Origin of the sequence: Halocatena pleomorpha (assembly GCF_003862495.1) — an archaeon.
Classification (GTDB): domain Archaea; phylum Halobacteriota; class Halobacteria; order Halobacteriales; family Haloarculaceae; genus Halocatena; species Halocatena pleomorpha.
This window is the reverse complement of record NZ_RRCH01000013.1, coordinates 1-18,117: the sequence shown is the minus strand read 5'-3', so window position 1 is coordinate 18,117 and position 18,117 is coordinate 1. Positions and strand designations below refer to the sequence as shown.

The window sequence follows — 18,117 nt, the reverse complement described above, 5'->3', positions numbered from 1 at the left end:
CCGATCCCCGAGTGACTTGGTGGTTTGTATCCGAATCCGCTGACGCCGGTGACCAGGGGTGTGTCGGTAGATGAGGTGGGTTTATCCATCTGCTGAACACCGAGTTGGTATGGTGTTACGTTCGTTTGAAGGGACAGCTCCGACAGTACACGAGACGGCCCGCGTCGATGAGACGGCGGTGGTGATCGGTGATGTGACGATCGAGGCCGAAGCGAGCGTCTGGCCCAACACGACGCTCCGGGGCGATTCGGGCGCGATCGTGCTCAGAGAGGGCGCGAACGTTCAGGATAACGCTGTCTGTCACGAGGGGTGTGAGATCGGTCCGTACGCCACGGTCGGCCACACCGCGATCGTGCACGCCGCAACCGTCGGTGAACGCGCCACCGTCGGGATGGGCGCAACGGTGCTCGATGGTGCGGACGTCGGCGCGCGGAGCCTCGTGGCCGCCGGCAGCGTTGTCACCGAGGACACTGAGATCCCGCCGGAACACATCGCCGTCGGTACGCCCGCAGAGGTCCGCGAGCACGTTCCGGATTCGCCGTGGACCTACGCTGGTGAACACTACGCAGAACTGGCAAACCGACACGAACGGAGTTCCGAACTGATCGAGTGAGGATTATTCGGCACTTCGGCCGTCGAACGTGAACGCGTGATCGATCTCGTGTTCGCGGGCAAGCACGGCGCTCGAATAGTCGATGACCGAGATGATGTGATCGTTATGCCGTTCGAACTGCTCACACGTCGCGTCGAACGCTGCGTCGTCAATTCGATGAATCGTGAACGCTGGCGATGAGCGGATGTCAGTCACAACAATACAACACGTTTCACATCGCTCACGCCCGCCCGGCGGACCACCGCCCGCACGGGATCCCGCGCGCCCACGAGGTTGTCCGAATCACCATCGAGTACCAGCAGCCGGGCGTCCCTGTCCTCCTCGATGAGACCACAGTTCAGACCCATGGCGTCGGCACCAGCGACCGTCGCCATCCGCAGCGTCTCGCGGGCGGTGACATCCGCGAATTTACAGGCAAACTCCATCTCCCGGAACATCGAGGGGCTGTTCAGCATGACGTTGTCCGTTCCGAGTGCGACGGTGGTGTGATCGAGGAGTTGTCTGATGGGTGGCAGCCCGACGCCAGTTACGAGGTTCGACCGGGGACAGACGGCGACCGGCGTCTCAGTTTCTTCGAGACGTGCGAGGTGGTCGGACTGGGCGTGGACCATGTGGACGAGTAGCTCCGGATCAAGCTCGAAGGCCGGATCGATGTCGTGGGGATCACGCTCTCCGGCGTGGATGGCAAAGGGTTTGTCAGCGTTGCGGGTGGCGTTTCGCTCCGCTTCGAAATCGCTGTCGCGCGCACCGCTGGCCCCAAACCCATCGCTTGCCTCCATCGCTTCGATCGACTCACGGCCGAACACGACAGCTCGCAGATCGAGATCGTCGTTGGCTAGCGCGCGTTCGATCGCCTGCACGCCCGCAACGCCGCCCTCGCGGAATTCGAGGAACGCACCGGTGCCGCCTCGTTGCATGAATCGCAGTGACCGGGCCATCGCGCGTGTCAGCTCCTCGTCGCTCGCCGCTCGGAGCAGGCGGTGTTTGAGACCGTCGGGCGGCGCAACGAGCTCGTCCAGCGACAGCCCCCCACCGGCTTCCTTTGCGATCGAATCCCCGATGTGGGTGTGGGCGTTGACGAACGCCGGGAGGATGATGTCCGTCGAGTCGGTCGTCGTCTCCTCGACGGCAGCGATGTGGCCGTCCTCAATGACGACCCGTCCCTCGACCGGCTCGAATTCACGGCCTCGGAGGATCGTTCCGGTGAGCTGCGTACTCACGATTGCCCCTCATTGGTGAACTCATCGAGCGTTGCGGGTCGACCGAGCTGGAGGTCGTTGACCAGCGCGTCAAGTTCCAGTCCGAGCACCTGTTCGGTCGCGTGGCCAACGGCGTCAACCGACGCCTCGGGCGCGTACACGCCAAACCGCCACCGATCGCGGTGGGCTGCCATGAGCGCGCGGACAAGCGTCGATTCACCCGCGAGCGTCCTGATCTCTCCGTTGACAACGACGCGGCTCGTCGATTCGGGCATCGACGGCTCTCCGGGAATATCGAAGATAACGGCTTCGGTATCGACACCGGCCGCGTCGGCTACGTCTGCTTCGAGTGTTCGTGTTTGCTCGTAACTCATTTCGAGTAGCTCGTCGGGGACATCACCCAGTTCCGCCCACACCGCGCGTTTGTACAGCGTTCGGGTGTCGAGACGGCGGGCGTGCTCGGTCGTTGACGGGCACGAGCGGAGCGCAGCGAGGAGGTCGTGATCGTCCATCCGACGTAGCGTTTCGGGATCGGTGGCGTCGACTGCTAACAGCCGTTCAGTTCCCCGTTGGAGTATCGCTCGCCCGATCTGAACGGTTGGATGTTTGTACACGGCGCGGTTCATCAGTGCCCGCGCGAGTAGTAGGCTTTCAGCCGTCTGGACGTTGCCAGCGTCGAGCACGAGCTCGCCGTCGATGAATCGTAGCTCGCGGACGAAGCGCTCGTGATCGATCGTGCCGTAGGGGACGCCCGTGTGGTGGGCATCCCGGACGAGATAATCCATCCGATCCACGTCGAGTTCGCCCGAAACGAGCTGTCCGTACTGTCCCTCACCAGCGATGAGTGCCGCCACGGTCTCCGGGTCGATGTCGTGGCGTTCGAGTACCGCCGCGATCGATGACGATTCGAGCAGCTCGTGTACGTCGTCGTGGTATTTCCCCGTGTGGCGGTGAATGAGCGACTCGATATTATGGCTGTACGGGCAGTGTCCCACGTCGTGAAGCAACGCCGCCGCTCGGATCCGATCGGCGTTCTGTCCCGCGATCCCGAGCTTCGAGAGGGCTTGATTGGCGATGTGGTAGACGCCAAGGCTGTGTTCGAACCGGGTGTGGTTGGCCGAGGGATACACGAGATTAACTGTCCCGAGCTGACCGATCCGACGTAACCGCTGAACAGGGGGCGTATCGAGCAGGGCGGCGGCGACGCCCTCGACCTCGATGTGGTCGTGAACACTGTCTTTGATCGTCGTCACGAGCCTACTTTGCCGCCGGTCGATAAAAACGGGCCGTGCTCGGTGCTGCCCGTGGTAGCAACTGGGTGTACAAATACAAGACAAGCACAAGCACAGGTACAACCACAAGCACTTATCTTCGTACATCTCCCGGTTGGGAGTATGACGACGTTCCTCGCTGGTGGAACCGGCACCCCGAAACTGCTCGCCGGGAGCGACACCGTGTTTCCTTCGTCCGAAACAGTTGTTGTGGGGAACACGGGAGATGACATCGAACTCGGCGGCGTCCTCGTCTCGCCGGATCTCGATACGGTACTCTTTCTCGATGGCGGTGTGCTCGACCGTGAAACGTGGTGGGGGATCGACGACGATCCGACCACCACTCACGACGAACTCGTTCGGATCGCTGACCGAACGGGACTCAATTCCGAACCGCGCTATCTTCCCGCGGATCGACAGACTGCTGGCCGCGCGATCGCCCAGTGGCGACGGTTTTCCGGCGTGGGTGAGTTCATGCAGATCGGTGACCGGGATCGTGCGGTTCACGTGACCCGAACGAGCCTCTTGGATGCGGGTGCGACGCTGACTGAGGCGACGGAAACGCTGGCTGACGCGTTCGGACTGGACCGGACCCTGTTGCCGATGAGCGACGATCCGGTGGCGACGATCGTTCACACGCCGGACGGACCGATGCATTTTCAGGCGTTTTGGGTCGGCCACGACGGAGAGCCACCGGTCGAGACGGTGGAGTTCCGTGGCGCAGTCGACGCCGAGCCAACTGAGCAGGTGCTCGATGCGCTGTCCCAACCGGTCGTAATCGGTCCGTCGAACCCCGTGACGAGCATCGGCCCGATGCTGTCGATGGAACGATTCGAGCGCGCACTGTTCGAGACGACGGTCGTCGCAGTCTCGCCGTTCATCGGTGATCGGGTCTTTTCCGGCCCGGCAGCCAAGCTCATGCGCGCAATGGGCTATGAAGCTAGCACCGCTGGCGTCGCTGAGACCTACCCCTTCGTGGACGCGTTCGTGCTCGATTCTGAAGATCCAACAGCGCTCGACCGGCCGGTGGTGCGAACCGACACGACGCTCGACGCCGACGCCGACGCGGAGCGGGTTGCCCGTGCGGTCCGCGACGCGCTCGAACTGAGCGAGCACACAGCAACGCCCAGTGTCCCCCAGTCCGAGACGGGCGGTGATCGGTGATGGGTGGCTCCGATCCCGTGGCCTTCACTCCTAGGGTTGCGGTAGCGAGTCTGAGCGGGGCGTCGGACGCGGCGTGGGCACGGCGAGCCGCTCCCTACGCCGGCTGTGCGTTTCTCGGTGGGATCGCGCTCGATCGACCGACGCGCGAGGCTGCCCGCGCGCTCACAGAGCGCGACCGTGAGGAGTTTCTGCCCACCGATCCGCTCGCGTTTATCGACACCCAACTGTCCGAGCTGTCCGAGCTACCGATCACGGCCGGGTTCAACGTCCGAAGCAGCTCCCTCGAACCGCTTCGGAACGCGGCCACAGTCTGCCACGAACACGACGCGATCGTCGAGATCAACGCCCATTGCAGACAGGAAGAGATGTGTACAGCGGGTGCCGGTGAAACGCTGTTGGCTGATCTCGACCGGCTCTGTACGTACGTCCGCGGTGCGAGCGAGACGGGCGCGACGACCAGCGTGAAACTGCGCGCTGCGGTTCCGGGCGTCGATCTCCTCGAAACAGCGCGACAGGCGAGTCAGGCGGGTGCGGACATCCTCCACATCGACGCAATGGACTCAGAACCGGTGATTGAGGCGGTGGCTGCACACACCGACGCGTTCCTCATTGCAAACAACGGTGTCCGCGATCGCGAAACGGTACGGGAATACTTCGACTACGGCGCAGACGCGGTGAGCGTCGGCAGACCGAGCGACGATCCACGCGTGCTCGCTCGCGTTCACGACGCGACGGTAGAGTGGTTCGGTCTCGATCGGAGGGTTGACGCGTGAGATCGCCGGCACAGAACGCCCAGCTGGCGCTGTTGCTCGAACTGTCTGGAACGCCAAAGCCCGGCAACGTGGATCGACGCCACGAGTACAACGATCTCCGGTTCGAGCATTTCATGGCCGGTGCCGTTGGGAGCACGCCGGGGCTGTTGTTGGCACAGCAGGGTGCTGCGGTTGGTCGTGCCTTCGAGCGTGGCGTTGTTGGGATGGCAGAACAGCGGGGTGGAAACACCCAGTTCGGGGCGCTGTTGCTGCTGGTTCCGCTCGTCCAAGCCGCAAGCGCAGATTCTGAGACCGCCCTCACGCCAGAACCGATCGAGGAGATCGTTCACGCGACCACCGTCGAGGATGCTTGTGATTTCTACCGGGCGTTTGAACACGTGGATGTGGGTGTCGATGATCCACCGCCGGAACTCACTGCGCTCGATGTCCGGCGGGGGGCCCGCGCTGCGTCGACGCTGCGAGAACGTGGTCTCACGCTGTTCGACGTGATGGAGCTAAGCGCGGACGTAGATGGCGTCGCTCGGGAGTGGACGGAAGCGTTCCCCCGATCGTTTCGTGCCGCCGACTGGATCGAAGCGGGCGACGGCCCGATTTCCGATCGGGCAGCAGACGCGTATCTCCGGTTGCTCGCGTCCGAACCGGACACGTTCGTCGTGAAACGACACGACCACGCGACGGCCGAGGAGGTGGTCGAACGCGCACAGGCGGCACTCGACGGAACGATCACAGCCGATGACCTCGCAACGGAGTTCATTCGCCGCGAGATCAACCCCGGAACGACCGCAGACATCACTGCGGCCGCGCTGTTTCTCGCACTCGAACAGGGGGTGTCGGTGTGACAGAATCCGACTGGCCTCTCGAACTGTCGGGTGTCACCGAATCAATCATCACGACGCTGGGGCCGAACGATCGGTGGAACGTCGCCGTGCTCGGCCTGTTCGCTGGTGGGGATGAAGCGGTGATCACCGCCCGGACGTGGGGGCGTACGCGCACACGTCATAATCTCCACGAGCGCGCCGAGGGGTACGTCCAGTTCACCCGTGATCCCGTGGATTTCGTTGAAGCCGCGTGTTCGATCCGCGAAGAAGAAACGCCGATCCTCGACAGCGCCGACGCGTGGGTTCGGGTCGCCGTCGAATCGATCGGAACAGGTAATGAAGGCCACTGGGAGGAGTGGGTGCTCACGCCCGTCGAATCGGCTATCGAACAACGCGTGGTACCAACGACGAACCGGGGCTACTACGCGATCATCGAGGCTACTGTCGCCGCCTCGCGCCTCGACGTGCCCGAGTACGACACCGACAAACTCCGGGCGCGGATCGATCGAGCCGGAACCGTGGTCGACCGCTGTGGCGGGAAACGGGAACGAGCGGCATGGGAGCGGTTTGAGGAACTGGTGGAGTGACGTCGGTTTCGTCGTGGACCATGAAACGAATCCTTTTAGCCTCGCCGTCGGAAAATCACCGCATGGCCATCAAACCCGCCTACGTCAAGAAAACGGCGACAGTGCTGCTAGACCGATACTCCGAGGCGTTCGACGACGACTTCGATCGGAACAAGGATCTCGTCATGGAACTCACCAACATCGAGTCGAAATCCGTCCGCAACCGGATCGCTGGCTACATCACGCGAAAGCAAGGCAGTCCCGCGCAGTAACCACCGCTCGGAACCGAATCGATCGAATCGCTGTGCCAACGAGGCGATTGGATGACCCTGTCACCTCTACCGATCGCAGTGGACGGAACCCGTCGTGATCTAAGAAAAAAGTATTTTATTTTACATTCTGTTCGTGTATAACCCTCGAAAGCGCTAGTTAAACGGTGCACGACGCGACAGCGCGTCAATTGTGCGTATCACAATCGTTTTTGTGCGTCACGGCCCATCTTCGGTAATGACTGTCACTGCTGGAATCCTCGGTGCGACCGGAGCTGTCGGTCAACGACTCATTCAACTGCTCGAACCACACCCTGATTTCGAACTGGCTGCGCTCACTGCGAGCAACGCGAGCGCAGGCCATCCCTACCGCGACGTTGCGAAATGGCGAATCGACGCGCCGATTCCAGAATCGGTCGCAGAAACGACCGTCCGTCGAACTGAACCCGACGCGGTACCCGATGACATCGATCTATTGTTTTCCTCGTTGCCCTCTAGCGTCGGTGAGCGCGTCGAGCCGGCGTTCTGTGAGGCGGGCTACGTCGTCTCCTCGAACTCCTCGAACCACCGGACTGCGCCCGATGTTCCGCTCACGATACCCGAAGTGAATCCCGACCATCTCGGCGTACTCGAAGTCCAACAAGACGAACGCGGTTGGGATGGGGCGCTGGTGAAAAATCCAAACTGTTCAACGATCACGATGGTTCCGACACTCGCAGCGCTCGACTCGTTCGGTCTCGAACGAGTCACTGTCTCCACGCTTCAGGCGGTGTCGGGAGCAGGCTACTCGGGAGTGAGTTCAATGGAGATCATCGACAACGCCATCCCCCACATCGGCGGCGAGGAACGCAAGATGGAACAAGAAGCGTGCAAGCTCCTCGGCACGTTTGATGGGGCAGAAATCGATTGGCACGGTGTCGACGTGGCGGCGTCGTGTAATCGCATCCCGACGCTTGATGGACACCTCGAAAACGTCTGGGCCGACACCCGCGAGTCGATCACCCCAGCAGACGCTCGGGCTGCAATGCAGTCGTACTCCTCGATCGATCTCTACAGCTCCCCCGACCCACTCATCCACGTGTTCGACGATGAACCGGATCGGCCCCAGCCCCGACTCGATCGGCTCCGTGGTGATGGAATGGCTGTGACTGCAGGCGGTTTCCAAGAGACCACGGATGGCGTCCAGTACAACTGTTTGGCCCATAACACCATTCGTGGAGCGGCCGGTGCGAGCGTTCTGAACGGCGAACTCCTCCACAAACAAGGCTGGCTGTGAGTTCACACGCAGTCTCCTGATCCCGTCCCTGCCAATCATCGCGCCATCCCTCGCTCCCAACAATCGATCCGGCAATCTTTGGGTGGGTTCCGAAAGCCTATGTCGTGACAGCCATCACCGTGGAGTACGGTATGTCAGACAATGACACCCTAGTGTCGATGGACGCACAACGCGCCGAGTCACCAGGTTCCGACGCTATCGAGACGACGGAGGCGTATGAGGTTGAAGAGGGTGTCGTGTTCTACGACGCTGGCAACCCCTTGGCCTGGATTCAGGCCTGTCGCGCTATCAGGCTTGACGACGCCGTTTGATCCGGAGCGAACTGATCCAACAGTAGCCACACAGCAACGAGAATCTTTTGTGGCTGACTGGAGAACAGTCAGTGTGGCTCCATCCCGAGAGGACGACAGTTCGTGGCCGACAGAACCGGATGGGTTCGATCCCATGTCCGTTGAGCCAGAGGAGTTTGATCCCGACGCAGTCGGGCCTCAAATCGATATTCCTGAGGCTCCCGGTCCGAGCGACACCAACGCTCCGCCCGAACTCCAACGCACGTTTTGGTTGCTGGTTCTGATGGCCAACGTCGGGCTGTTCGCTCTCAGTCTCGGGGTGCTGTTCGTGGTGTTTCGGGGCCGACTCCAGTTTGGAGGGAGCCTTACCGTGATCGGTGTGGCTGCGTTGTTGATTGGCTACCTCCGATACCGAAACCACCGGAATGGATAACTGCTGTCGGCCAGTACCGACGGTATGCGCACCGTTCGGGCTGACGATGGCTCTCGGTATCTTCTCCGGAAACGCGCTTCGGACGCGTGGCTCGTGGCTGATCCGGTCACCGGCGAGGAGCGATATATCGATCCCGATCGGCTTGAACTCCAAGCGGAGACCGCACCCTTAGAAACGATCGGGACGACAGTGTCTGCAGACACTGGCGCGGATATCGGTGTCCAGGACGATCGCGCCCTCGGGCTGTTGGTTGTGCTCGCACGCACTGAGCCGATCGCAGCCATCGATCTGATTGAATGTACGGAACTGTGTGAGAGCGATCTCAACGGACTGCTCACCGAACTTCGAGTTGGGGGTCTCGTCGCGTCCACCTCCGACCCCGTGTTAGGGTACGAACTGACGCCACGAGCACGATCGAAACTTCCGACAGCAGGGTCTATGGAGTGAGGATGCAGCATTCGCGTGTCCTCAGACCGTTCTGGTCCGAACCAAACGGGTTTTAATGCGGCGTCGATAAGATAGACTCAGTAACCATGCAGATGCCACGCCGATTCAGGACGTACTGTCCGAACTGTGACTCCCATGAGGAGCACGAGGTCGAGAAAGTTCGTTCAGGTCGTCCTTCGGGAATGACAGAGGTACAGGGCCGCCAGCGCGAGCGCCAGAAATCCGGTATCGGGAACGCCGGAAAGTTCTCGAAAGTACCGGCGGGGAACAAGCCGACGAAAAAGACCAACCTGACCTACAGGTGTAGCGAGTGCGGTAACGCTCACCTCCGTGAGGGATGGCGAGCCGGTCGATTGGAGTTTCAGGAGTAATCATGGCGGGACAGTTCTACCGGGTGACATGCCCGGACTGTGAAAACGAACAGCTCATTTACGGAAAAGCCGCGAGTGATGTTGCGTGTGCGGTCTGTGGCCACGTCCTCGCCCGTCCGACGGGCGGCAAGGCCGTCTTTGAGGGTGACGTTACCGAAACGATCACTCGTCAAAATCACGCCTGAGTAGTCGGTGACGCTCCATTCTGGGAGTGCATCCGGTATACGGTGCCTTTATTCCCGTCAGTCCACAACTGACGAGCATGAAATACACAGGCTGGCCTGACCCGGGAGATCTCGTTGTCGGCCGGATCGATGAGATTGAGGATTTCGGGGTGTTCGTGGATCTTCTGGAGTACACCGACCGACGCGGACTAGTGCACATCAGCGAGGTTGCAAGCGGGTGGATTAAAAACATCCGTGACCACGTAGGGACGGGTGAGACGGTCGTTTGTAAGGTCCTCGACGTTGATCAAAGCACCCAACAAATCGATCTCTCGCTCAAGGATGTCAACGATCACCAGCGATCTGAGAAGATCCAAGAGTGGAAAAACGAACAGAAAGCCGACAAGTGGATGACGCTGGCGTTCGGTGAGGACGTGTCCGACGAACAGTACGGTACGGTCGCAAACGAACTGCTCGGAGCGTTCGGCACGCTGTATGAGGGCTTCGAGCAGGCGGCGATCCGTGGAACGGAGGCGCTTTCTGAGACTGATCTAACCGACGAGGAGGTCGACGCGATTGTCGAAACCGCTCGCGCAAACGTTTCGGTGCCCTACGTTACCGTTACGGGGTACATTCACCTCGAATCACCCAACCCCAACGGCGTCGACGACGTTCGAGCGGCTCTCGAAACGGCAGCCGGTAACGGAGAGATCGGGGACGAGACGGATCTCGATGTGACTTACGTGGGTGCACCCGAATACCGGATCAAAGTCCGCGCGCCGTCGTACAAACTCGCAGAGGACGAACTCACCGCAACCGTCGACCGCGCGCGGTCGGCCATCGAGGACCGAGGCGGAACCGCACAGTTCCACCGCGAACAGCAGACTGAAGGCGAGAACAGCTAACGACCGTTCGATGCATTCTGACATCCGCGTGTGTGAATCGTGGTCCGACCGCCACGATCGACCGGTGTACACGCTTACCACTCGCTGTCCGGAATGCGGCGGTAACGCCGTCAACAGCGCCCCAGCCCCGTACGACCCGACGGACCGATACGGCGAGTACCGACGTGCACTTAAGCAGCGAGCACAGGAGTAGGCTGCATGGACGAGTTCGATATCGAGACGGTTGCAGAACCTGATCTCCACGCTCCGATTCTCATCGAAGGGCTTCCCGGCGTCGGGCACGTCGGGAAGCTCGCTGCCGAGCACCTTCTCGAAGAATTCGAGACGACGCTTCTCTGTCGGTTGTACTCCGAGCACTTCCCGCCACAGGTGACCATCGACGAGGGAACCTCTCAACTAGCTTGCCTCGAATTCCACAAAGTGGATCTCTCCGCGCCCACCGACGCCGAGGAAGCTCCGGCTGATCAGGATCCATCCAACGATCTGATCGTTTTGACCGGCGATCACCAGGCACAGGATCCGTCCGGCCACTACCAACTGACGGACACCATCCTCGACGTTGCGGAGGGATACGGCGTTGAGCGCGTGTTCACTCTGGGCGGCGTTCCGACTGGCGAACTGATCGAGGAGTACAGCGTCATCGGTGCGGCGTCCTCAGCGTCGCTTGTCGAGGAACTATCGGACATCATCGAATTCCGTGAGAACGAGCCAGCCGGGGGGATCGTCGGAGTGAGCGGACTTCTACTCGGATTGGGTGGCCGGCGAGGACTACGCGCAGCCTGTCTCATGGGTGAAACGAGCGGCTATCTTGTGGATCCGAAAAGCGCTCGTGCCGTTCTCGAAGCCCTCGAAACGATTCTCGATTTCGAAGTTGGATACGACTCCTTGGAAGAGCGGGCCGAGGAGATGGAAGAAGTCGTCACGAAGATTCGCGAGATGGAACAAAGTGCAGCGCCGACCGACGACGACCTCCGGTACATCGGCTGATCAGACCCAACAGTGCTTAGTCGCGGGCCTAGATAGCCAACGCATGAAGACGACGCCAACGTTCGCGGGGCTGCGGTGTCCTGAAACCGATGAACGATTCGACGCGACGACGAGCCACCATCCGGATGGCAAACCGCTCGACTCGGCGTACGAATACGACGCGATCGAGTTGTCCAGAGCGGAGATCGAACGCCGGCAGTTCGGCCCGGGCAAGTACGAAGAACTTCTCCCGATCCCGGCCGACGCACGGGTGTCACTAGGTGAAGGCGGCACGCCGCTCGTCGATTGTCCGTCACTGGCTGAGGAACTCGGTGTTGGTCGCGTGGTGATTAAAGACGAAAGCGCGAATCCGACGGGAACGATCGCGGATCGAGCGAGCGCGCTCGCTGTTTCTGCGGCCCGTCAGCACGGTGCGAACGACGTGGCCCTCTCAACGCCGGGCGACAGCGGCCAGTCGGTTGCCGCCTACGCCGCCCGTGCCGGAATCACGAGCCACGTCTTCGTTCCCTCCCGGGCGTCGTTTCTCACGAAAGCGATGATAAACGTCCACGGCGGCGATATGAACGTTGTTGGTGGGCGATTGGACGACGCGAACGAAGCGTTTCACGCGAGCGACGAAGACTGGTATTCCCTCCAGCCGTTCGAAACACCATATCGCCACGAAGGAATGAAACCAGTGGTGTACGAACTCCTCGAACAGTTGGAGTGGCAGGTGCCAGACGCCGTGTTCTGTCCGTTTGTTGGGGGTGGGCCGATCGTCGGTATGGCAAAGGCCGCTCGGGAACTCCGGGAGTTGGGCGTGACCGACTCACTGCCAGCGGTGTACGCCGCCCAATCGACGGCGTGTGCACCGATCGTCGAGGCGTTTGAGTCCGGAGCCGACGCACACGAACCGTGGGACGTGCCCGACACTGTCTGTGGTGCGCTCGAACGACCGGATCCCAACGGCAGCGCGCTCGTTCTTGATGCGCTGCGTGAAACCGGTGGCGGTGCGGTCGCCAGCAGCGATGACACCCTTCTCGAAAGCGCGGTCACCGTTGCCAGCCACGAAGGGATCGGTGTGAGTGTTGCGACGGGTGCCGCCGCGAGCGCGGCGTGGGAGTTGCGCGAACGGTTCGACGAAGACGATACGGTCGTTCTCATCAACACTGCGAGCGCGGAGAAAGACGCGGATCTACTCCGGAGCCACCTGATGGGACAGGGGATCTGATACTGTCGGACAGAGCCACGTCGACGCTCACCGGGACTGATCGCTGTCGCGGTCTGGTAGTCGTTGTCTGAACCACATCGGAAATCCTTTTGCGACCGTACCGTTCAGGCGGCCGCGGACGGTCCCGAGCAGTCCGTTTGGCACGTACAGCACGAACAGGACGAAAACGATGCCGACGTACAGCGCCGCCCGCCCGTTGAGGAAGACGTCGATGGACTCGCCGATCGTCATTCCGTTGTAGATAACCGTTTCCAGTGTTCCTTGGCCGAGATTCGACCGGAGATACGGCAGGAGTCCGCCTCCGCTTCCTGCCTTTGAGAGGAATTCACGCACACTCTCATCGAAGAGGTGACCGTACAGCGGCCCGGCGAGTGTACCAAAGCCACCAATGATGCTCGCCAGGAGGGCATCCCCCGTGGTGAGGAAATAGAACCCGCTTTCGGGCGTCACCGAGCGACGATATCCCGCGAAGAGTCCCCCAGCGGTCCCCGCGAAGAACGCCGAGATAGCGAACGCTCCGAGCTTGTAGTAGAAGGTGTTGTAGCCGATCGCGCGAGCGCGTTCCTCGTTTTCCCGAATGGCGATTAGCGTCCGTCCGAAGGGCGAGTGGATGACGCGTTGCATTGCAAAATAACAGATGAGCACGACTAGCCCGACCATGTAGTAGGACACCTCCGCGGTTGTGAGGGTGACGACGCCGAGCAGTTCGGCAGTGTCGCCGGTCAGCTGACCGATGGCGAGCGACGCTGAGTCGACGCCGGGGATGCCGATCTCGAACCCTGCAGTCCGTCCAGTGACAGCGACACCGTCGCGGGGGTTCGATCCGAGATAGTTCCAGTCGCGAACGAAGACGTACAGCACCTGAGAAAAACCGAGCGTAATCATCGCAAAGTAGACGCCCGAAAGCCGAAAGGAGACAACGCCGACGAGCAACGCGAGAATAACCGCGAGAAGGCCACAGAGCACGAGCAGAAGGACGAACGGCGTCGATGCCGAGAGAAATGGTATCTTTCCGTTCGCCGTGAGGACGACGAGATAGGCACCTGCGCCGTAAAACATGGTATGGCCGAACGACAGGTAGCCGGTGTAGCCCGAGACGAAGTCAAAGGAGATGGCAAAGAGTCCGAAATAGAGGACGGCGACCATGGTTTCAACTCGCGGTAACACCGCTACTGCTTGTGCAGATAGTGGTGAGTTCACCGCGATAGCGTAGATGCCCGGGTAGGCCGCGAGCACCGCGATGACGAGCAGGTGGACGACGTGGTCGCGGGCGTAGCTGAGGAGCAGCGAGGCTGTTAGGTCGGCGGAATCGGAGGGGCTAATGGCCACCCACCTCCTCGACGCCGAACAGGCCCTGTGGCCTGACCACTAGTACGATTACAAGGATGAGGAAGATCGTCATCTCGGGGAGACCAGTGAACGCGATGGCGTTCTGAAACCACCACGTCATCGTCGCGTCGATGAGCCCAACGAGGAGACCGGCAGCGACGGTTCCGCGAAACGTGCCGAGTCCGCCGATGATGACGACGACGAACGCGGGCAACAGCGTCTCGACGGCAAGGGGAACGCTCGCACCCCACGACGGGTCCCATGCAAGCAGGATCCCCGCGACACCCCCAAGCCCGGTCCCGAGCGCGAAGACGACAGTGAACACCCGACGAACGTCGACGCCGAGCGCCGCCGCCATCTCCGAGTCCTCGCTGCCAGCGCGGACGTACAGACCGTAGCGCGTTCGAGTGAGAAACACCCAGATGACGACCACGGCGAGGATGCCACACGCGATCTCGAACAGTTTCAGTCCCGATACCGACGCTACCACAAGATCGTGTTGCTGACCCAATACGTCGGGTTTAGTCGCCATCGCTGCCTGCCACTCGGAGATCGGCTGAAGGCCATAGAACGAGACGACGATTCGCGCGAGCTCGTCGAGTATCAGCGTCAGGCCGAACGTCAGCAGGATCTGAGAGAGCGGCGGCCGGTCGTAGATCGGTCGGATAAGACCAATTTCGAGCAGGCCGCCGAACGCGGCCAGCACTGCGAACACGACGACAACGCCAAGGCCGAACACGAGCAAACGCGTCGGATCACCGGTTTCCTGACCCACTACCAACACCATGAGGAGACCACCCAGATACGCACCCACCATCGTCATCGACCCGTGGGCGAAGTTCAACACGCCCATCAGTCCGAAGATGAGGGTGAGTCCGCTTGCGATCATGATGTACAGCGCTGCTTTTGCCACTCCGTCGACGAGCACGCCAAACAGCGTACGGGGCCGGAAAAACGCGCCGAGCGTGTCGACAAACAGCGGAACACTATCCGCAAACGGCGACAGCGCGAGGACACCACTCATGCGGACAGATACCTCCGGAACCGTTCATCATCGTCATCAACCTCGTTCGTGTCGCCCGAATCGACGACCTGCCCATCATCGAGAACATAAAACCGATCGGCCAGATCGAGCGCAAGCGGGAGGTTCTGCTCGACGAGGAGCACGGTCGTTTCGGTCGCTGTGGCCGCCAATGCGTCGGCGACAGCTGAAACGATGAGCGGGGCTAGCCCCTCGGACGGTTCGTCGACCAGCAGGAGATCGTTGTCACCGACCAATCCGCGCACGATGGCGAGCATCTGCTGTTGTCCTCCCGAGAGGGTGCCAGCATCGCGGTGACGGTGCTCGCGCAGATCAGGGAACGTCTCGTAGGCGCGTTCTCGGGCTGCATCGATGTTGCGTCCCTCCGGAACGGCGACATGGATGTTCTCCTCGACGGTGAGTCGTGAGAAGATCCGTCGGTTCTCGGGGATCCAACCGACACCAGCATCCGCGACCTCGTGGGTGTCGGCTCCCGTGATATCCTCGCCACGAAGCCACACCTGTCCCTCGCTTGGCGGCGTCAGCTGCAGGATCGTCCGAAGAGTGGTCGTCTTGCCGACGCCGTTGCGACCGACGAGTGCGACGACTTCCCCCCGGTCGACTTCGAGAGAAACGCCTTCGAGGATGTGGCTGTCGCCGTAGTACGTGTGGACCGCTTCGAGTGAGAGGAGACTCACGCCCTCCCTCCCGCTGTTTCTCCCGTGCGATCGTCATCGACATCGCCGCGCTCATACCCGCCGAGATATGCCTGCTGGACCGTCTCGTCGGACCGAACAGCCGCCGGTTCGTCGTCGGCAATCACTGCACCCTGATTCAGCACGACGATCCGGTCTGAGACGGTCATCACGATGTCCATGTTGTGTTCGACTAGCAACACAGCGTGATCGGTTGCGACGTCCTCGATGAGTGCCACGATGTCCTCCACCGACTCCGAGGAAACACCCGCGTTCGGTTCGTCCAGCAGGAGCACGTCCGGATCGCCAGCCAGTGCGACGGCGATTTCCAGCTGGCGCTTTGCGCCGTGGCTCAGCGATCCAGCGGACTCGTCGGCGTCTTCGGCCAGTCCGACCCGGTCGAGTATCGCCTCTGCCTCCGTAATGTACTCTTCGAATGCACCGGTGTTGTGCCAACAGTTCATCGCGTCATCACCGGCTGCTTGGGCCGCGATTCGGACGTTCTCGCGAACTGTGTTCTTGTTAAAGAGGTTCGTTATCTGGTAGGATCGGTGGAGACCGACTTCTGCCGTCCGATGGGGTGGTGTGTGAGTAATATCGATCCAGTCATCCTCTCCCCACAACTCAACCGTGCCAGCGGTGGGTGTCAGCTTCCCAGTTAGCAGATCGAAAAACGTCGTCTTGCCCGCACCGTTGGGACCGATGAGCGAGCAGCATTCGTCGGCCGCGAGATCTATGTCCACGCCATCGACCGCAGTCAGGCCACCGAACTGCTTGGTCAGTCCCCGTGTACGAAGCATCATCATTCAGAGGGTACAGGCCATGCTGTCGGCTCCCTTTGGAATCGTTACAGTGTCAGCGTCAATGCGGGCAACAGGGTCGCTCGGCCGAACAGGGGCGTCCCAACTGTCCGTCCATGCATCACCGGTTGGAACAGGAGCCGCGACGGTCATTTCCGAGCGGGCCTGGTTGTTGTATCCCTGAAACGTGTAGCCGTCCGGTCCTTTGGGCGTGTCAACGACGGTCATCCCCCCCAGTGCCGCCCCAATATCGGATCCGTCTGTCGAACCGGCCTCTTCGACGGCTTGTACGATCGCTGACGCGGCGGTGAACGTTCCGGCGGTGAACAGATCGGGAACCACTCCGTACGTCTTGGTGTACATATTGACGAATTCGTTGTTGATCTCGTTGTCGTACTGGTTCCAGTGGTAGCGCGTGGTGAACGGGCCGAGTTTCGTCTTCTTCACCGCGTTTTTGGTGAGGCTTCCGAGTTCCTTTTGTAGCGTCTGGCCCATGGCTGCGTTCGTGATCCGGGTGGCGAATCCACCGAAAACCCGATAAGAGTAGTCGCCGTTGAGAAACGCCGTGAACAGTTGTGGGAGCGTGGAAACGGTGAATCCACCGACGATGCCCGCAGCACCGGCGTCTTCTGCGTTCTTGAGCAGTCCCTCCCACTCCGAATAGCCCTGTGGAACGAACTTCTCACCGAGGATTTCGATCCCTTCTGCTTCAAGAACAGCCCGGTAGTTGTTCACGACGGCCTTGCCAAAGCTGTAGTCGGCACCGAACAGATACACCGAGTCGACGTCTGTCTGTTGGGCAACGTACGTTCCGCCGCTGCGGGCGTCCATCGCTGTGTTCTCGCTCGCTCGGAAGACGTTCGCCGCACAGGTTTCTGAGTCTGCAGTGATTGACGCTGAGGCTGCGGGACCGATGAGCGTCGGAATCCCCGTCTGCTTTGAGACTGTCTTGATGACGCGCGTTGCTGCCCCCGATGAGGCACACCCAAACAGAAGATCCACGTCCTCATTTTGCACGAGGTTCGTCGCTAACGTTTGGGCCGTGTCGGTGTCGAACTGCGTGTCTCGAACGTGCAACTCGTAGGTGGTGTCTCCGATCGTTACACTCCGCGTTCCTGTGCTGGCTTTCTCGATGGGATCTGTCTCTCCCTTGTAAGCGAGCCCGGAGTAAAAGCCCCACAGTGCCTGCTCGCCGTAGTATTTAAGATCGCCCGATATCGGCTGCAGGACGCCGATGCTAACTGTTCCCGAGGACGATCCCCCGCTGCCCGAGTCTGCCCGTTCGGAGTCCCCGCCCGTGCAGCCCGCAAGACCAGTGATCCCGGTCGTGCCAAGGAGACGCAGCGCTTGGCGGCGGGATATGTGCTTCCTTGCCATGCCACTACAGTATACATCTATGCCGAGCAAATATTGGCGGGTTAATATATCAACGACACCGACCCTCACTCCTCACAGGCCGCTACCAGCTCAAAGTGACATCCTCCCCGCCGTGAACGGCGGGGCTTCCCTCCCAGAG

General features: G+C 61.0%; 24 protein-coding genes. 16 read left to right on the top strand and 8 right to left on the bottom strand.

Annotated features, from left to right (window positions below):
* The first annotated feature begins 109 nt into the window (after window positions 1-109).
* Window positions 110-613 (top strand): gamma carbonic anhydrase family protein, encoded by a 504-nt coding sequence (locus EIK79_RS06445; RefSeq protein WP_124954309.1) that lies wholly within the window; start codon window positions 110-112, stop codon window positions 611-613.
* Between the two features lie 3 nt (window positions 614-616).
* Here EIK79_RS06445 and EIK79_RS06440 read toward each other — a convergent pair whose 3' ends face one another.
* From EIK79_RS06440 to EIK79_RS06430, 3 genes are read right to left on the bottom strand one after another with little or no spacing between them, the layout of a single operon-like run.
* Window positions 617-808, bottom strand: coding sequence for a hypothetical protein (locus EIK79_RS06440; protein WP_124954308.1), 192 nt, complete (start codon window positions 806-808; stop codon window positions 617-619).
* Window positions 805-1,833: an amidohydrolase family protein gene (locus EIK79_RS06435; protein WP_124954307.1), complete on the bottom strand. Its 1,029-nt coding sequence runs from the start codon at window positions 1,831-1,833 to the stop codon at window positions 805-807. Before EIK79_RS06435 ends, EIK79_RS06440 begins: the two co-directional genes overlap by 4 nt.
* On the bottom strand, window positions 1,830-3,065 hold the full coding sequence (locus EIK79_RS06430; protein WP_124954306.1) for an HD domain-containing protein: 1,236 nt from the start codon (window positions 3,063-3,065) through the stop codon (window positions 1,830-1,832). Before EIK79_RS06430 ends, EIK79_RS06435 begins: the two co-directional genes overlap by 4 nt.
* Window positions 3,066-3,206: 141 nt before the next feature.
* Here EIK79_RS06430 and cofD point away from each other — a divergent pair, with 141 nt between their 5' ends.
* The 15 genes from cofD (at window position 3,207) to EIK79_RS06355 (ending at window position 12,756) form a co-directional block, all read left to right on the top strand.
* Entirely contained in the window at window positions 3,207-4,247 is a 1,041-nt protein-coding gene (cofD, locus tag EIK79_RS06425; protein WP_124954305.1) for a 2-phospho-L-lactate transferase, read from the top strand.
* Window positions 4,247-5,020 (top strand): tRNA-dihydrouridine synthase, encoded by a 774-nt coding sequence (locus EIK79_RS06420; protein ID WP_124954304.1) that lies wholly within the window; start codon window positions 4,247-4,249, stop codon window positions 5,018-5,020. The genes cofD and EIK79_RS06420 overlap by 1 nt, the downstream gene beginning before the upstream one ends.
* Complete coding sequence (locus EIK79_RS06415) at window positions 5,017-5,859, top strand: triphosphoribosyl-dephospho-CoA synthase (protein WP_124954303.1); 843 nt, start codon at window positions 5,017-5,019, stop codon at window positions 5,857-5,859. Before EIK79_RS06420 ends, EIK79_RS06415 begins: the two co-directional genes overlap by 4 nt.
* Window positions 5,856-6,425, top strand: coding sequence for a DUF447 domain-containing protein (locus EIK79_RS06410; protein WP_124954302.1), 570 nt, complete (start codon window positions 5,856-5,858; stop codon window positions 6,423-6,425). The genes EIK79_RS06415 and EIK79_RS06410 overlap by 4 nt, the downstream gene beginning before the upstream one ends.
* Window positions 6,426-6,487: 62 nt before the next feature.
* Entirely contained in the window at window positions 6,488-6,676 is a 189-nt protein-coding gene (locus EIK79_RS06405; RefSeq protein ID WP_124954301.1) for a 30S ribosomal protein S17e, read from the top strand.
* A 235-nt stretch (window positions 6,677-6,911) separates the two neighbouring features.
* Window positions 6,912-7,949, top strand: a complete 1,038-nt coding sequence (gene asd, locus EIK79_RS06400) for an aspartate-semialdehyde dehydrogenase (protein WP_124954300.1) — start codon at window positions 6,912-6,914, stop codon at window positions 7,947-7,949.
* Window positions 7,950-8,080: 131 nt separating this feature from the next.
* A complete protein-coding gene (locus tag EIK79_RS06395) occupies window positions 8,081-8,260 on the top strand; it encodes a DUF7331 family protein (RefSeq protein ID WP_124954299.1) in 180 nt (59 codons plus the stop codon).
* A 73-nt stretch (window positions 8,261-8,333) separates the two neighbouring features.
* The gene (locus tag EIK79_RS06390) at window positions 8,334-8,672 is read left to right on the top strand and encodes a DUF7322 domain-containing protein (protein ID WP_233737995.1); all 339 of its coding nucleotides are present in this window, start codon (window positions 8,334-8,336) and stop codon (window positions 8,670-8,672) included.
* Window positions 8,673-8,696: 24 nt separating this feature from the next.
* Window positions 8,697-9,119: a DUF7346 family protein gene (locus EIK79_RS06385; RefSeq protein WP_124954298.1), complete on the top strand. Its 423-nt coding sequence runs from the start codon at window positions 8,697-8,699 to the stop codon at window positions 9,117-9,119.
* An 86-nt stretch (window positions 9,120-9,205) separates the two neighbouring features.
* Window positions 9,206-9,490, top strand: a complete 285-nt coding sequence (locus EIK79_RS06380; protein WP_124954297.1) for a 50S ribosomal protein L44e — start codon at window positions 9,206-9,208, stop codon at window positions 9,488-9,490.
* A 2-nt stretch (window positions 9,491-9,492) separates the two neighbouring features.
* Complete coding sequence (locus EIK79_RS06375; RefSeq protein WP_124954296.1) at window positions 9,493-9,675, top strand: 30S ribosomal protein S27e; 183 nt, start codon at window positions 9,493-9,495, stop codon at window positions 9,673-9,675.
* A gap of 77 nt (window positions 9,676-9,752) precedes the next feature.
* The gene (locus EIK79_RS06370; protein ID WP_124954295.1) at window positions 9,753-10,559 is read left to right on the top strand and encodes a translation initiation factor IF-2 subunit alpha; all 807 of its coding nucleotides are present in this window, start codon (window positions 9,753-9,755) and stop codon (window positions 10,557-10,559) included.
* 10 nt (window positions 10,560-10,569) lie between these two features.
* Entirely contained in the window at window positions 10,570-10,752 is a 183-nt protein-coding gene (locus EIK79_RS06365) for an RNA-protein complex protein Nop10 (protein ID WP_124954294.1), read from the top strand.
* A 5-nt stretch (window positions 10,753-10,757) separates the two neighbouring features.
* Window positions 10,758-11,546 (top strand): proteasome assembly chaperone family protein, encoded by a 789-nt coding sequence (locus EIK79_RS06360; protein ID WP_124954293.1) that lies wholly within the window; start codon window positions 10,758-10,760, stop codon window positions 11,544-11,546.
* Window positions 11,547-11,589: 43 nt separating this feature from the next.
* Window positions 11,590-12,756: a threonine synthase gene (locus tag EIK79_RS06355; RefSeq protein ID WP_124954292.1), complete on the top strand. Its 1,167-nt coding sequence runs from the start codon at window positions 11,590-11,592 to the stop codon at window positions 12,754-12,756.
* Window positions 12,757-12,783: 27 nt separating this feature from the next.
* On the opposite strand, the gene EIK79_RS06350 is transcribed toward EIK79_RS06355, so the two are convergent.
* The 5 genes from EIK79_RS06350 to EIK79_RS06330 form a co-directional block, all read right to left on the bottom strand.
* On the bottom strand, window positions 12,784-13,902 hold the full coding sequence (locus EIK79_RS06350; protein ID WP_394337775.1) for a branched-chain amino acid ABC transporter permease: 1,119 nt from the start codon (window positions 13,900-13,902) through the stop codon (window positions 12,784-12,786).
* Between the two features lie 172 nt (window positions 13,903-14,074).
* Window positions 14,075-15,109, bottom strand: a complete 1,035-nt coding sequence (locus EIK79_RS06345) for a branched-chain amino acid ABC transporter permease (protein WP_124954291.1) — start codon at window positions 15,107-15,109, stop codon at window positions 14,075-14,077.
* Window positions 15,106-15,804, bottom strand: a complete 699-nt coding sequence (locus tag EIK79_RS06340; protein ID WP_124954290.1) for an ABC transporter ATP-binding protein — start codon at window positions 15,802-15,804, stop codon at window positions 15,106-15,108. The genes EIK79_RS06345 and EIK79_RS06340 overlap by 4 nt, the downstream gene beginning before the upstream one ends.
* Window positions 15,801-16,601: an ABC transporter ATP-binding protein gene (locus EIK79_RS06335; RefSeq protein ID WP_124954289.1), complete on the bottom strand. Its 801-nt coding sequence runs from the start codon at window positions 16,599-16,601 to the stop codon at window positions 15,801-15,803. The genes EIK79_RS06340 and EIK79_RS06335 overlap by 4 nt, the downstream gene beginning before the upstream one ends.
* Before the next feature lie 6 nt (window positions 16,602-16,607).
* Window positions 16,608-17,978, bottom strand: coding sequence for an ABC transporter substrate-binding protein (locus EIK79_RS06330; protein WP_124954288.1), 1,371 nt, complete (start codon window positions 17,976-17,978; stop codon window positions 16,608-16,610).
* Between the last annotated feature and the right edge of the window lie 139 nt (window positions 17,979-18,117).

What these genes read in the sequence shown, in the direction of transcription:
- EIK79_RS06355 (WP_124954292.1), top strand. Translation starts at nt 11,590, where the DNA reads ATGAAGACGACGCCAACGTTCGCGGGGCTGCGGTGTCCTGAAACCGAT.
- EIK79_RS06345 (WP_124954291.1), bottom strand. Translation starts at nt 15,109, where the DNA reads ATGAGTGGTGTCCTCGCGCTGTCGCCGTTTGCGGATAGTGTTCCGCTG.
- EIK79_RS06375 (WP_124954296.1), top strand. Translation starts at nt 9,493, where the DNA reads ATGGCGGGACAGTTCTACCGGGTGACATGCCCGGACTGTGAAAACGAA.
- EIK79_RS06445 (WP_124954309.1), top strand. Translation starts at nt 110, where the DNA reads ATGGTGTTACGTTCGTTTGAAGGGACAGCTCCGACAGTACACGAGACG.
- EIK79_RS06360 (WP_124954293.1), top strand. Translation starts at nt 10,758, where the DNA reads ATGGACGAGTTCGATATCGAGACGGTTGCAGAACCTGATCTCCACGCT.
- asd (WP_124954300.1), top strand. Translation starts at nt 6,912, where the DNA reads ATGACTGTCACTGCTGGAATCCTCGGTGCGACCGGAGCTGTCGGTCAA.
- EIK79_RS06335 (WP_124954289.1), bottom strand. Translation starts at nt 16,601, where the DNA reads ATGCTTCGTACACGGGGACTGACCAAGCAGTTCGGTGGCCTGACTGCG.
- EIK79_RS06420 (WP_124954304.1), top strand. Translation starts at nt 4,247, where the DNA reads ATGGGTGGCTCCGATCCCGTGGCCTTCACTCCTAGGGTTGCGGTAGCG.
- EIK79_RS06365 (WP_124954294.1), top strand. Translation starts at nt 10,570, where the DNA reads ATGCATTCTGACATCCGCGTGTGTGAATCGTGGTCCGACCGCCACGAT.
- EIK79_RS06350 (WP_394337775.1), bottom strand. Translation starts at nt 13,902, where the DNA reads ATGGTCGCCGTCCTCTATTTCGGACTCTTTGCCATCTCCTTTGACTTC.
- EIK79_RS06380 (WP_124954297.1), top strand. Translation starts at nt 9,206, where the DNA reads ATGCAGATGCCACGCCGATTCAGGACGTACTGTCCGAACTGTGACTCC.
- EIK79_RS06385 (WP_124954298.1), top strand. Translation starts at nt 8,697, where the DNA reads ATGCGCACCGTTCGGGCTGACGATGGCTCTCGGTATCTTCTCCGGAAA.
- EIK79_RS06330 (WP_124954288.1), bottom strand. Translation starts at nt 17,978, where the DNA reads ATGGCAAGGAAGCACATATCCCGCCGCCAAGCGCTGCGTCTCCTTGGC.
- EIK79_RS06395 (WP_124954299.1), top strand. Translation starts at nt 8,081, where the DNA reads ATGTCAGACAATGACACCCTAGTGTCGATGGACGCACAACGCGCCGAG.
- EIK79_RS06405 (WP_124954301.1), top strand. Translation starts at nt 6,488, where the DNA reads ATGGCCATCAAACCCGCCTACGTCAAGAAAACGGCGACAGTGCTGCTA.
- cofD (WP_124954305.1), top strand. Translation starts at nt 3,207, where the DNA reads ATGACGACGTTCCTCGCTGGTGGAACCGGCACCCCGAAACTGCTCGCC.
- EIK79_RS06370 (WP_124954295.1), top strand. Translation starts at nt 9,753, where the DNA reads ATGAAATACACAGGCTGGCCTGACCCGGGAGATCTCGTTGTCGGCCGG.